At 72.1% G+C, this 12,944-nt stretch carries 10 protein-coding genes and 1 pseudogene; 9 read left to right on the forward strand and 2 right to left on the reverse strand.

What is annotated here, in order from left to right; translation table 11 throughout:
• The first annotated feature begins 513 nt into the window (after nt 1-513).
• The 3 genes and pseudogenes from guaA to ACFYST_RS27045 all read left to right on the forward strand — a co-directional run bounded on the left by guaA (nt 514) and on the right by ACFYST_RS27045 (nt 3,274).
• A complete protein-coding gene (gene guaA, locus ACFYST_RS27035) occupies nt 514-2,097 on the forward strand; it encodes a glutamine-hydrolyzing GMP synthase (protein ID WP_387644582.1) in 1,584 nt (527 codons plus the stop codon).
• Nucleotides 2,098-2,239: 142 nt separating this feature from the next.
• Nucleotides 2,240-2,758, forward strand: a pseudogene (locus ACFYST_RS27040) (DoxX family membrane protein); the annotation flags it as partial.
• Between the two features lie 207 nt (nt 2,759-2,965).
• Nucleotides 2,966-3,274: a ubiquinol-cytochrome c reductase iron-sulfur subunit gene (locus tag ACFYST_RS27045; RefSeq protein ID WP_387645000.1), complete on the forward strand. Its 309-nt coding sequence runs from the start codon at nt 2,966-2,968 to the stop codon at nt 3,272-3,274.
• An 8-nt stretch (nt 3,275-3,282) separates the two neighbouring features.
• Here the strand turns inward: ACFYST_RS27045 and ACFYST_RS27050 are convergent, their stop codons facing one another.
• Nucleotides 3,283-3,510 (reverse strand): hypothetical protein, encoded by a 228-nt coding sequence (locus ACFYST_RS27050; protein WP_387644585.1) that lies wholly within the window; start codon nt 3,508-3,510, stop codon nt 3,283-3,285.
• Nucleotides 3,510-5,057: a PspC domain-containing protein gene (locus ACFYST_RS27055; RefSeq protein ID WP_387644587.1), complete on the reverse strand. Its 1,548-nt coding sequence runs from the start codon at nt 5,055-5,057 to the stop codon at nt 3,510-3,512. The genes ACFYST_RS27050 and ACFYST_RS27055 overlap by 1 nt, the downstream gene beginning before the upstream one ends.
• 134 nt (nt 5,058-5,191) lie before the next feature.
• Here ACFYST_RS27055 and ACFYST_RS27060 point away from each other — a divergent pair, with 134 nt between their 5' ends.
• The 6 genes from ACFYST_RS27060 to ACFYST_RS27085 all read left to right on the forward strand — a co-directional run bounded on the left by ACFYST_RS27060 (nt 5,192) and on the right by ACFYST_RS27085 (nt 12,922).
• Nucleotides 5,192-6,595 (forward strand): PspC domain-containing protein, encoded by a 1,404-nt coding sequence (locus ACFYST_RS27060; RefSeq protein ID WP_387866028.1) that lies wholly within the window; start codon nt 5,192-5,194, stop codon nt 6,593-6,595.
• The gene (locus ACFYST_RS27065) at nt 6,588-7,256 is read left to right on the forward strand and encodes a LuxR C-terminal-related transcriptional regulator (RefSeq protein ID WP_387644591.1); all 669 of its coding nucleotides are present in this window, start codon (nt 6,588-6,590) and stop codon (nt 7,254-7,256) included. The genes ACFYST_RS27060 and ACFYST_RS27065 overlap by 8 nt, the downstream gene beginning before the upstream one ends.
• A gap of 133 nt (nt 7,257-7,389) precedes the next feature.
• On the forward strand, nt 7,390-8,631 hold the full coding sequence (locus ACFYST_RS27070) for a glycosyltransferase family 87 protein (protein ID WP_387866030.1): 1,242 nt from the start codon (nt 7,390-7,392) through the stop codon (nt 8,629-8,631).
• A gap of 163 nt (nt 8,632-8,794) precedes the next feature.
• The gene (locus ACFYST_RS27075; RefSeq protein ID WP_387866032.1) at nt 8,795-10,003 is read left to right on the forward strand and encodes an acyltransferase family protein; all 1,209 of its coding nucleotides are present in this window, start codon (nt 8,795-8,797) and stop codon (nt 10,001-10,003) included.
• 67 nt (nt 10,004-10,070) lie between these two features.
• Nucleotides 10,071-11,600, forward strand: coding sequence for a glycosyltransferase family 39 protein (locus ACFYST_RS27080; protein WP_387644599.1), 1,530 nt, complete (start codon nt 10,071-10,073; stop codon nt 11,598-11,600).
• Between the two features lie 110 nt (nt 11,601-11,710).
• Complete coding sequence (locus ACFYST_RS27085) at nt 11,711-12,922, forward strand: hypothetical protein (RefSeq protein WP_387644602.1); 1,212 nt, start codon at nt 11,711-11,713, stop codon at nt 12,920-12,922.
• Nucleotides 12,923-12,944 lie beyond the last annotated feature (22 nt).

Consider the following 12,944-nt stretch of genomic DNA (forward strand, 5'->3'; position numbering starts at 1 on the left):
GTCATCGTCCTGGACGAGGGCCGTGCCGTGCAACCGATTCGACGCAAATTCGGCCGAGTCCGGTACCGGACACGGCGCCGGGGGGCGCCGAAACCGACCGGCCGGGGTGGTAACTGTCCGTGATAGTGGCTTGCGGGGCGCACCGGGGCGTACGCCGGAGCGGTTGGTTGACCCGTGTGCGGCGGCCGGCACCGGTACCGGCCGCCACACCCCGGGTCCGCCCGGTCGCGGACGGGTTCGCTGTCCCCTGCTGGCCCGACCGCGGCACCGGGGCGCGGTCCCACGGCGGGCCCGTGCCCGCCACGCGCACCGGTGGACCGGAGAAGAAAGATCCACGCGTGGTCCGCCGCACGCGCCGCCCGCACCTGGAGGGTGCCGGCGTCTCGCACGGTCTCCCGGTGCAACGATTCGCCACCCTGCGCGGTCACGGGCGGCTCGGCTGGCAGCCGGGTGAAACGCTCCCGGTAGACTCGGTGGCGACACCCCTTTTGTACCGCCGCCGGAAGGCCGTCCGTGTCCTCTGTACACCCCCAGTCCCCGCCCGAGAACGACACCGTCCTGGTCGTCGACTTCGGCGCCCAGTACGCCCAGCTCATCGCCCGTCGGGTGCGTGAGGCGCGGGTTTACAGCGAGATCGTGCCGAGCTCCATGCCGGTCGCCGAGATGCTCGCCAAGAACCCGAAGGCGATCATCCTCTCCGGCGGTCCGTCGTCGGTGTACGAGGAGGGCGCTCCGCAGCTCGACCGTGCGATCTTCGAGGCCGGTGTTCCGGTGTTCGGCATGTGCTACGGCTTCCAGCTGATGGCCACCGTCCTCGGTGGCACCGTCGACAACAGCGGCGCCCGTGAGTACGGCCGCACCCCGCTGACCGTCACCCGCTCGGGCTCGACGCTGTTCGAGGGCACCCCGGACAAGCACTCGGTGTGGATGTCGCACGGCGACGCCTGCTCGGCCGCGCCGGAGGGCTTCACCGTCACCGCGTCGACCGACGTGGTGCCGGTCGCCGCGTTCGAGAACGACGAGCGCAAGCTGTACGGCGTGCAGTACCACCCCGAGGTGATGCACTCCGAGCACGGCCAGCAGGTGCTGGAGCACTTCCTGTACCGCGGCGCCGGCATCGCCCCGAACTGGACCACCACCAACGTGGTCGAGGAGCAGGTCGCGCTGATCCGCGAGCAGGTCGGCGACAAGCGCGCCATCTGCGGCCTGTCCGGTGGCGTGGACTCCGCCGTCGCCGCCGCCCTGGTGCAGCGCGCCATCGGCGACCGCCTGACCTGCGTCTACGTCGACCACGGCCTGATGCGCAAGGGCGAGACCGAGCAGGTCGAGAAGGACTTCGTCGCGGCCACCGGCGTCAAGCTGATCGTGGTCGACGCCGAGGAGCGCTTCCTGACCGCGCTGAAGGGCGTCTCCGACCCCGAGACCAAGCGCAAGATCATCGGCCGCGAGTTCATCCGGGTCTTCGAGCAGGCCCAGGCCGACATCATCGCCGACGAGGGCCCCGCCGTGGAGTTCCTGGTCCAGGGCACCCTGTACCCGGACGTGGTGGAGTCCGGCGGCGGCACCGGCACCGCCAACATCAAGTCCCACCACAACGTCGGCGGCCTCCCCGAGGACCTCGAGTTCCAGCTCGTCGAGCCGCTGCGCAAGCTGTTCAAGGACGAGGTCCGGATGGTCGGCCAGGAGCTCGGCCTGCCCGCCGAGATCGTCCAGCGCCAGCCGTTCCCCGGCCCCGGCCTCGGCATCCGCATCGTCGGCGAGGTCACCAAGGAACGCCTGGACCTGCTCCGCGACGCCGACGCCATCGCCCGCGAGGAACTGACCCTCGCCGGCCTCGACTCCGAGATCTGGCAGTGCCCCGTCGTGCTGCTCGCCGACGTCCGCTCGGTCGGCGTCCAGGGCGACGGCCGCACCTACGGCCACCCGATCGTGCTGCGCCCGGTCTCCTCCGAGGACGCCATGACCGCCGACTGGTCGCGCCTGCCCTACGAGGTGCTGGCGAAGATCTCCACCCGGATCACCAACGAGGTCAAGGACGTCAACCGCGTCGTCCTGGACGTCACCTCCAAGCCGCCGGGCACCATCGAGTGGGAGTGATCCCACCCCCGGCAACCGTGTGACCGCGCCGCCGCTCCCCGACCGAGGGAGTGGCGGCGCCGTCATGTCCGGGCGGCACCCGGCACAATCGGACCCGGTCCCGTCGGCGGTCGGCGGGCGGCGCGAGGAGAGGGCAACAGCGATGGCGACGGGCACGGGCACAGGCCTGCACGAAGGCCGGAGCACGGAAACACAGACCTGGCAGTGGAAGGCGACGGCCTCCCGCCTCGCCCTGCTGCCGCTGCGGCTGTTCCTGGGGGCGACCTTCGTCTACGCCGCCTTCGACAAGCTCTCCGACGCGCACTACCTGGCCGGCCCCGGCGACGCCGCCTCCTTCTACGCGCAGACGCAGGCCGCCAAGGCCGGCAGCCCGCTCGGCTGGGCGCTCGCCCCCGCCCTGGACTCGCCCACCTTCTTCGGCCTGCTGATCGCCTTCGGCGAGCTCGCGGTGGGCCTGGGCACCCTGTTCGGCCTGTGGGGACGGGTCGCCGCCCTCGGAGGCGCGCTGCTCAGCGCCACCCTCTGGCTGACCGTCAGCTTCCACACCACCCCGTACTACCTGGGCAACGACCTCGCCTACCTGATGGCCTGGACGCCGCTGCTGCTGGCCGGCACCCCCTACCTGTCGGTGGACGGCTACCTCGCCGCCCGGGCCGCCCGGGACCGCGCCCGCGGCCTCGCCGAGGACGCGGTGCGCCGCCGCGCCCTGCTGGACGGCGGCATCGCGGCCGTCGCGCTCGGCGGCGCCGGCCTGCTGTCCGGCTCGCTCACCGCCGCCTTCGGCCGCGACGGGATCGCGCCCGCCGCCGCCCCCGGCACCACCGGCGCGGCCCCGCAGTCCGCCGCGCCGCAGTCCGCGGCGCCGGCGGTGGGCGTCCCCGCCGCGCAGGTCCCGGTCGGCGGCTCCGCCACCGTCAAGGACCCCGCCAGCGGCGACGCCGTGTACATCGTCCAGCCGTCCGCCGGGAAGTACGCCGGCCTGTCCTCGGTGTGCACCCACTCCGGCTGCGCCGTCAACCCGCCCAAGGACGGCCAGCTGTACTGCCCCTGCCACGGCTCCAAGTTCGACGCCGCCACCGGCGCGGTGATCAACGGGCCGGCCACCAAGCCGCTGCCCACCTACGCCGTCACCAAGAACGGCGAGCAGCTCGAACTCGGGCCGAAGCAGGGCGCCTAGGGTCTGTCCTAGTCCAGCGTGTGATTGTCGTCGCGGGCCCCGCCCCGGCCGCGCCTGGAGACTGCCACCAGCGCGCCGCCGAGGCCGCCCGCGCCGAGCACGATCAGCGCCAGCGGCAGCACGAACCGGCTGTTCACCTCCTGGTCGTTCACCGACGCCACCAGGTACAGCACCGCCAGCGCCGTGAACAGTCCGCCCGCGACCAGCGCGTACAGATCGAACTGATGCTTCCTCATCACCGCTCCACCCTGATGTCACCGATGCCCATGGTCACCGTCAGCTCCAGCGCCCCCTTGGACGGCTGCCCCTCCGGGACCTCGATCACCACGTTCTCGTTGGTCGCCGGGCCGCTGTATTCCTGACCGTCCGGCAGGCTCACCGAGCCCACCCCGTCGCGCAGCTTCAGCCGCAGCTCCACACCGTCCGGCACCCGCACCACCGCGTTGCCCATGCCGACCCGCAGCTGGGTGTCGAGGACGCCGCCCTTCGGGTCCAGCGCCGACAGGTCGAGCCGGACGTCGCCGACGCCCGCCGTGTACCGCGAGTGCAGGTTGTCCGCGCTCGCCGTCCAGCTACGGTCGCCGATGGTGTCCGCGACCGTCACCGAGGTACCGCCCGCGACCACCAGGCCCGCCGTCAGCAGCAGCGACAGGAAGGTCAGCCCGCGGGTGCGCCCCCAGCGGGCGCTGAGCACCATCGCCAGGCCCAGCGGCAGCAGCGCCACCGCCAGCACCGCCGACCAGCGGTGGCTGCCGTGGTCGCTCACCGCCACCGCCCAGGCCGCGCCCAGCGACAGCAGCACCGCCGATGCCCCCAGGCCTGACCGCCCGCGCTCTGCGCGCCGCTTGGCCTTCCACTCGCGGTGGCGCGCCATGCTCTCCCGGTGCCGCTCCATCGCCTCCCGCTGCGCCAGGTGGCGCTGCTCGGCGCGCTCCCGGTACTGCGCCATGCTCTGTTCCATGCGCTCCTGGTAGCCCGACGGCGCGGCGGGCTCCTTGCGCAGCGGGTCGCCCTCCGGCAGGTCGGTGCGCTGCCACCAGGGCCGGGCGGGCGCGCCGGGCGGAGGCGTCGCGCCGTACGGGTTGCGCTCCGGGTGCCGCGGGTCCCACAGGTAACCGGACGGGCCGGCCGGGGGCGTGTCCCCGGGGACGGCGCCCGCCGCGTGCTCCTCGTTCCGGGTGGCGATCCGTTCGTGCAGGTCGGCCGTGCGGGCCTGCCACTCGCCGCGCAGGTCGCGGCTCATCGCCTCGCCCCAGGTCTTCCAGTCGGCGAAATTGCCGGACGGGTCCAGCCGGTCGTACGGGCCGCCGGCCGGCTTGGGGCCCGCGGTCTCGTCGCCGCTGAACCGGCGGCGGCGCTCCGGGTCGTGGCGCAGCGCCAGGAACACCAGCGCGGCCAGCATCAGCACCGGGAACAGCTGGTCGCCGTCGTTCATCGAGGAGAAGAACACCCCGGTGCCGATCACCGTCAGCAGCACCGCGCCGATCGACTGGCCGTCCACCCGGCCGGTCAGCACGCGCTGGAGTTCGGTGCGGCCGCCCTCGCCGTCGGTGGCCTCGCGCGGCACCACCAGCCAGGCCAGGCCGTACAGGAACAACCCGAGTCCGCCGGTCAGGCCGAGCACCGCGATCACCACCCGGAACACCACCGGGTCGATGTCCAGGTAGCGGCCGAGCCCGCCGCACACGCCCGCCACCACCCGGTGCCGGGAGGAGCGGGTCAGCGCCGGGCGCGGTTCGGTGGGGGCGCCCGGTGCGTCTCCCGGGATCTGGTCGTCCGTCATACCCCCCATCCTTCCGGGCCGCCGGGCCCCGCCCAACCGTCCGGAGCCCCGGAGCGACCCTGAACTGTCCCTGAGGCGGGCTCCGGGCCGGACCCTGATGCGCCGCCGACCGGGCACCTGCGACCATCGGTGCCGTGGCAGCACCCGACACCAGAACCACCGAGACCGCCCCGACCGACACGCCGGCCGGTGCGCCGCCCTACCGGCGGCTCTACCGCAGCCCGCACGGCCGGATCCTCGGCGGTGTCTGCCAGGGACTGTCGGTGCACCTCGGGGTGCCCGTCACCTGGGTGCGGGTGGCGTTCATCGTGCTGTTCTTCTCCCAGGGCATCGGCACGCTGCTGTACGCCGCGTTCTGGGTGGTGGTGCCGCTCGGCATCGGCGAGGCCGCCCCCGGCGCCCCCCGCACCGGGCCGCCCGCCGCTGGCGCCGGCCGCGTCGGGCGGCTGCGCGGCCTGCTGGAGCGCACCTTCCACGGCGAGGACGGCGCCCCCGGCACCTTCCCCGCCGACCTGCAGGCCGGCCCCGCCTCCGCCCCGGCCGCCCCGGCGACCGCCGGGCAGCGCGGCGGCAGCCTCGGCCAGCTGTTCGCGCTGATCGGCCTGGTCATCGGCGTGATGGCGCTGCTGTCCGCGCTCGGCATCCAGACCGCCAAGCCGTACGTGTGGCCGCTGCTCGCGGTCGGCGTCGGTGTCGCCCTGGTGTGGCGGCAGGCCGACGACTCGCGCTGGCAGAACTGGTTCGGCCTGGAGCCCGGCAGCCGCAAGGGCGCCTACCTGCGGGTCGCCGCCGGTGTGCTGCTGGTGGTGGCCGGCATCATCGGCTACTTCGTGACGCAGGGCGTCGACTCGCCGATCGCCCTGGTGATCGAGTCCTCGCTGGCCGTGGTGGCGGGCGTGCTGGTGCTGGCCGGCCCGTCGATGCTGCGGATGTGGCAGGACCTCGGCGCCGAGCGCACCGCCCGCATCCGCGCCCAGGAGCGCGCCGAGATCGCCGCCCACATCCACGACTCGGTGCTGCACACCCTGACGCTGATCCAGCGCCGGGCCGAGGACCCCAAGGAGGTGCTGCGGCTGGCCCGCGCCCAGGAACGCGAACTGCGCCTGTGGCTGTACCGCCCCGAGGCTGCCGCCGAGGCCGCGCCCGATACCCTCGCCGAACACCTGCGGGCGATCGTCGCCGAGGTCGAGGACCGGCACGGCGTCCACATCGAGCTGGTCTGCGTCGGCGACTGCCCGATGGACGAGAAGATCGCCTCGCAGATGCAGGCAGCCAGGGAAGCCATGGTGAACGCCGCCAAGTACGGTGGCGGGGGACCGGTCCAGGTCTACGCGGAGGTGGAGGGGAGGACGGTGTCGGTGTTCGTTCGCGACCACGGCCCCGGCTTCGACCCCGACGACCTGCCCGAGGACCGGATGGGCGTACGCGAATCGATCATCGGCCGGATGCGGCGCAACGGCGGCACCGCGCGGGTGCGGCCCGCGCCGGACGGCGGGACCGAGGTCGAGCTGGAGATGGAGAGGGCGGCAGATGACTGAGATAGCGGCACCCGAGAGGCGTGCCCGGGTGGTCCTGGTGGACGACCACCGGATGTTCCGTACCGGTGTGCGCGCCGAGATCGGGCGCACCGAGGAGACCGGCATCGACGTGGTCGGCGAGGCCGACGACGTGGAGTCGGCGGTCCGGGTGGTCGCCGAGACCCGGCCCGACGTGGTGCTGCTCGACGTCCACCTGCCCGGCGGCGGCGGTGTCGAGGTGCTGCGCCGCTCGGCGGGTGTGGAGGGGGTGCGCTTCCTCGCGCTGTCGGTCTCCGACGCCGCGGAGGACGTCATCGGCGTGATCCGCGGTGGCGCCCGCGGCTACGTCACCAAGACCATCACTGGTACCGACCTGGTCAAGGCGATCTTCCGGATCTCCGACGGCGACGCGGTGTTCTCGCCGCGGCTGGCCGGCTTCGTGCTCGACGCGTTCGCCGCCACCGACACCCCGCCGGTCGACGAGGACCTCGACCGCCTCACCCAGCGCGAGCGCGAGGTGCTGCGGCTGATCGCCCGCGGCTACGCGTACAAGGAGATCGCCAAGCAGCTGTTCATCTCGGTGAAGACGGTGGAGAGCCACGTCTCCGCGGTGCTGCGCAAGCTGCAGCTGTCGAACCGGCACGAACTGACCCGCTGGGCCACGGCCCGCCGGCTGATCTGAGGGGCCCGGGCAACGGCCCGGTCCGGGCCCGTGCCCGCCCTGTGGTGGGCGTCTCAGGCCCTCGATATTCGTGTGATATTTGTACGGATGCGTTCGAGCCGAGCGTGGCGATCGTCCGAACAAGGGGACCAGGGTGGGAATCAAGAAGGCGTCCGCGTCGGACATCGGTCCGTGGCTGCGGACGAGGGCGCCGATACCGGTCCTCGTGGCCGCCGTGCTCATGTACTTCTTCACCGTCTACAACGCGCGCCACAGCGGGATAAACATGATGGACAACACGTTCATCGTGAAGGCCGCGCAGACCTTCGTGGACGGGGGCTCGCCGTACGAGGACAAGCGGTTCCTGTACTTCCCCAGCGCCGTCCTGGTCGCCGCCCCGATGACCTTCGTCCCCCCGTACTGGCTGGGCTGGCTGGTGCCGGCGCTGACCACGGGCATGGTGATGCTCGGCTGGTTCTTCGCGGTGCGGATCTTCCGGGTGTCGGTGTTCAGCCGGCTGTCGGTGCTCGGCGTGCTGTTCCTCTGCTTCTTCGGCCCGTTCCGGAACCTGGCGCAGCTGGGCAACTGGACGGCCTACTCGGCGCTGGCGCTGCCGGCGGCCCTGCTGCTGGCCAGCCGGGCGCGCTGGGTGTGGGCGGGCGTGGTGGTCGGTCTGGCGATAGCGACCAAGCCGATGCTGGTGCCGTTCGCGCTGATCTTCCTGATCGCCCGGAGGCCCAAGGCGTTCGCGGTGGCCGCCGCCGTCCCGCTGGCCCTCTGCGGCGTGGCCGCGGCGATAATGCCGCAGCCCGGCCTGTTCTTCACCAAGACACTGCCGTTCCTGCTGCACGGGCAGGACGAGTTCGCCAGGCCGTACGACGCCTCGCTGGGCACCCTGCTGGCGCGGGTGCACATCCCGGGCGTGGTGGCGTCGGGCGTGGCGGCGCTGCTGGCGCTGGCGCTGCTGGTCGGCGCGTGGCGGCGCTGGAACCGGGGCGACGCGGAGGACATCCGGCTGGTCGAGACCGGCGTCATGCTGATGGTGGCGGCCAACATCGTCCTCAAGCCGGCCTTCGACCACTACCTGCTGGTGACGCTCCCGGTGCTGCTCGCCTCGGTGATCCGGTCCGGCTCGGTGGCCCGTTCGTCGTGGCTGTGGGTCGCGCTGATCCCGCGGATGGCCGGGTTCACCCTGCCCTGGTTCGACGTGGTCGAGCACTGGGCGTACTCGGTGGCCGCGGTGAACGTGACCGTCGCGCTGCTCCTGCTCGACCGGGCGTTCCGGCCGGCCGCGGTGAAGAGCGCCGAGGTGCCGGACGGGCCGGCCGCGATGGACCCCGCCGTCCCTTCCCTCGGCGAGGAGATGCTTTCCGCCACGGCACAGCCGGTGCGTTGAGCACGGTGTGACCGTGATGTATCCGGTATGGAGGGATGCCGATCTTTGCCCGCCTGTGGGTGTTTTTGGGGTGACAGGAGCGCGTAAGGTCTGCTGAGGTCGGCCGGTCCGCAGTGCGGGTCGGCCTTGGCCCTTTCGCCTTCCCCCGCGTCGAGAGTCCGTCATGCCTGCTGTGCCCATGCCGTCCCTCCCGGCTATAGCCGAGCCCGCTCCGACCGAGACCCCCGCGGCCAGACCGCGCCTGTACGTCCTGGACGGGCTGCGGCTGATCGCCTCGCTCGGAGTGGTCGCCTTCCACTGGACGGGTGTCGACATCCACCCGAACGTCTGGGCGGGAACCCCGCGTGCGCTGATGCCGACCATCCACTCGATCGGCTCCTACGGGTGGCTGGGTGTCCAGCTGTTCTTCCTGATCAGCGGCTTCGTCATCTGCATGTCCTGCTGGGGCAAGTCGCCGCGGGCGTACTTCAGCTCCCGGGTGGTGCGACTCTTCCCGGCGTACTGGATCGGCGTCCTGCTGACCACCGCCGTGGTCAACTACTGGCCGACCGCGCGCACGGACCGCAAGCCGATGAGCGTCAGCGACGTGCTGACCAACCTCACCATGCTGGAGCGCCCGCTCGGCGTCACCGAAGCGGACGGCGTCTACTGGACGCTCTGGATCGAGCTCCGGTTCTACATCGTGTTCGCGATCATGGTCGCGGTGGGTCTGACGTACCGCCGCCTGGTGGCGTTCTGCATGATCTGGACCACCCTCGTGGTGATCTCCGCGAACGTCGACAGCCCGCTGTTCGGCTACCTGGTCCAGCCCCAGGACGCCCCTTACTTCATCGCCGGCATCGTGCTGTACCTGATCTACCGGTTCGGGGCGAACCCGCTGCTGCTCGGCATGGTGGTGTTCGAGTGGCTGATAGCCCAGAACCGGCTCCACATCACCCAGGGCGGCTACGAGTACGAGGTGCACCACGCGCTCTCCTGGCCCGTCATGGCCACCCTGTCCGGCGCCGCGTTCCTGGTGATGCTCGGGGTGGCGATGGGCGCCTTCAACTCGATCCGCTGGAAGTGGCTGACCGTGGCCGGCGCCCTGACCTACCCGGTCTACCTGCTGCACCAGGAGATCGGCTGGGCGATGATCCGGCTGGCCCGTCACCAGGGCATCGGCCACAAGACGACACTGCTGCTCTGCCTGATCTTCATCCTGGCCCTGTCCTGGGTGGTGCACCGCTACGGAGAGCGGCCGCTGTCCAAGCTCCTCAAGCGGCTGATGGACGCGAAGACGCTCTCCCTGCCGAAGGCGGACCCGCCCGTCAAGCGGCGCGAACAGGCCCCCGAAGCGGCTGCGGACGACCAGGTGCTGGCCTCGCATTCATAAGCGGAGCCCGATGGCAACTAGGGTGTGGCGGGTATCGACCGCCGCCCGAAAGCCAGAGGAAGTACGTATGGGTAGTAGCACGGTGACACATGGCGCCACGGAGGCGCCGGGGGAAGTGCACCGCAGCCCGCTCCGGCAGCGCGGGGACGCCGGGGCAGCCCTGCTCCGGCGCACCTTCTGGCTCTGGCCGGCCCTGCTCACCCTCGGGCTGGGCGTCCACGGCAGCTGGCGGCCGGAACTGTGGCGTGACGAGCTGGCGACCTGGAGCGCCGCCACCCGCAGCACCGGCGAGCTGTTCGCCCTGCTGGGCAACGTGGACGCGGTGTCGGGGCTGTACTACCTGCTGATGCACTTCTGGGTGTCGGCGTTCGGCGACTCGGCCACGATGCTCCGGCTGCCCTCCGCGCTGGCCATGTCCGGCGCCGCGGTGTTCGTCGCGCTGACCGGCCGCAAGCAGTTCGACACCAGGACCGGCCTGGTCGCGGGCCTGCTGTTCGCCGTCCTCCCCAGCGTGTCGCGGTACTCTCAGGAGGCCCGCTCCTACGCCTTCGCGGTGCTCGCGGTCGCCGCCGCGACCTGGTTGCTGCTGCGCGCCCTGGAACTCCCGACCTGGCGGCGCTGGCTGCCGTACTCGGTGGCCGTCGCCCTCGCCGGACTGTTCCACATGATCGCGCTGTGCGTGCTCGCCCCGCACGCCGTCGTGGTGCTGCTGCGCTGGTGGCGGGAGCGCGGCCGGGCGCTGCTGATCGGGTTCCCGGTGGCGGTGCTGGTCGCGCTGCTGCCGGTGGTGCCGCTGGTGCTGCTCGGCCGCCGCCAGGTGGGCAGGCAGATCTCCTGGCTGCACGCGCCCACGCTGCAGGACTTCACCAACATGTGGCACGGCCTGTTCCAGTCGCCGCTGGTCAGCGGCTGCGTGCTGGCACTGGCCGTGCTGCCCGCGGCCTGGCCGAAGGGCCGCCGTCCGGCGTTCGAGATCGGCCTGATCGCGGCACTGCCGATCGTGGTGATCTGGTTCGTCTCGCAGGGGCAGACCGCCTACTTCCTCGACCGCTACCTGCTGTTCACCGTCCCCGCCTGGGTGGTGCTGGCCGCCGCCGGCCTGACCGCCCTGCGCCCGCGGGTACTGATCGCGATCGGCCTGATCGGCACCGCGCTGCTCGGCGTCCAGGACCAGCGGAACACCCGGACGCGGACCGCGCACGAGTGGGCCGACGAGCAGGGCGCCGCGAAGATCATCGCCGCGGGCTACCGGCCCGGCGACGGTGTCGCCCCGGTGCGCGGCAGCGACGCGTTCATGATGCTCGACTTCGCCCTCGACTACTACCTGCCCGAACGGGTGAAGCCGAAGGACGTGTTCATCACCGAAAGCCCGGTGCAGCACAAGGACCTGTACTCGGTCGCCTGCAAGGACCCGGCGGCCTGCGCCGCGGGCGTCGACCGCATCTGGGTGGTCACCTACGGCTCCCCCGAGGACCCGTACAAGAACATGTCCGAGGGCGAGGTCAAGGTGCTCTCCGGCGAGTACAAAACGATCCAGACCAAGCAGGTGAAGGGGATCACCGTAACCCTGGTCGAGCGCAGCAAAGCCGTGCAGTGAACGGTTTCTGACGGATCGTCCGCTGCATTTGTCAGTTCGTCGCGAACCGAGGAGGATCGGCGCAGCCGCGGGCAACGGCCCGCCTGCGACCGGTCTCGGAGGACTCTTCGGTGAGCACTGACCTCTCCCGTGCCGACGGCCGGACGGCGGATTCCGGCAGGGGCGCGCCGCGGCGATCCGCGCTGCGGGGGCGGGTCGGGCTGAGGGCCGCCGCCCCCGCCCTGCTGGGGTACATCGCGGTGCGGGCGGTCGGCGTGCTGGTGCTGGTCGCGTGGGGAGCACGCCGGAACGTGGGCGCGTTAACCCGGCTGAGTGAACTCTGGGACGCGCTGTTCTACCAGCAGATCGCCGAGCACTGGTACGCCGGGGTGGCCCCGGTGCCCGGACCGTACGGCCCGTACGAGGCGTACGCGTTCTTCCCCGGCTACCCCGCGGCGATCCGCGCCGTCGCCTGGGCGACCCCGCTGTCCTACAGCCAGGCGGCGCTGGCGGTGGCCTGGCTGTCCTCGGTGGTCGCCGCCTGGGGGATCTTCGCGGTGGGCACGCGGATCTACAACCGCAAGGTCGGCGTGCTGGCGGCCGTGCTGTGGGGCGTGCTGCCGGTCGCGGTGGTCGAGAGCATGGCCTACTCGGAGCTGATGTTCACCGCCTTCGCCGTCTGGGCGGTGTACGCGGCGATGACCCGCAGCTGGATCGTCGCGGGAACGCTGTCGCTGCTGGCCGGCCTGTGCCGCCCGACCGGGATCGCGGTGGCGGCGGCGATCGGCTGCGCCGCCCTGTGGGAACTGGTCACCCGCCGGGGCCCGGACGCGCCCGCCTGGTGGCGGCCGGTGCTCGGCGGGCTGATCGCCCCGCTGGGGTTCGTCGGCCACGTCGCCTGGGTCGGCTGGGTCAAGGGCAGCTGGGACGGCTACTTCAAGGTCCAGGAGGCCTGGCAGTCGAAGTTCGACTTCGGCCGCAGCACCGCGCACTCCTTCATCAGGCTGCTCGGCCGGGTCGAGACCGTGTGGTTGCCGCAGGTCGTGGTGGCGGTGGTGCTGGGCGTGGCCGTGCTGCTGTTCGGGATCTCGGTGATCCAGCGGCAGCCGCTCGTCGTGGTGCTGCTGAGTGCGTTCACCCTGCTGCTGGCGCTCGGGGACGCCGCGTACTTCACCTCCCGGGCCCGGTTCCTGCTGCCCGCCATCGGCCTGCTGCTGCCGCTCGCCACGGCGCTGTCCCGGGTCCGGACCAGGGCGACCCTGCTGCTGCTGCTCGCCGGCGCCGCACTCGGCTCGGCCGCGTACGGCGGGTTCCTGGTGTTCACCTACCCGGACGCCCCGTAGCGGGCCGGTCCGCCGGGTCGGT

The organism is Kitasatospora sp. NPDC004614 (assembly GCF_042873675.1).
Taxonomy (GTDB): Bacteria; Actinomycetota; Actinomycetes; order Streptomycetales; family Streptomycetaceae; genus Kitasatospora.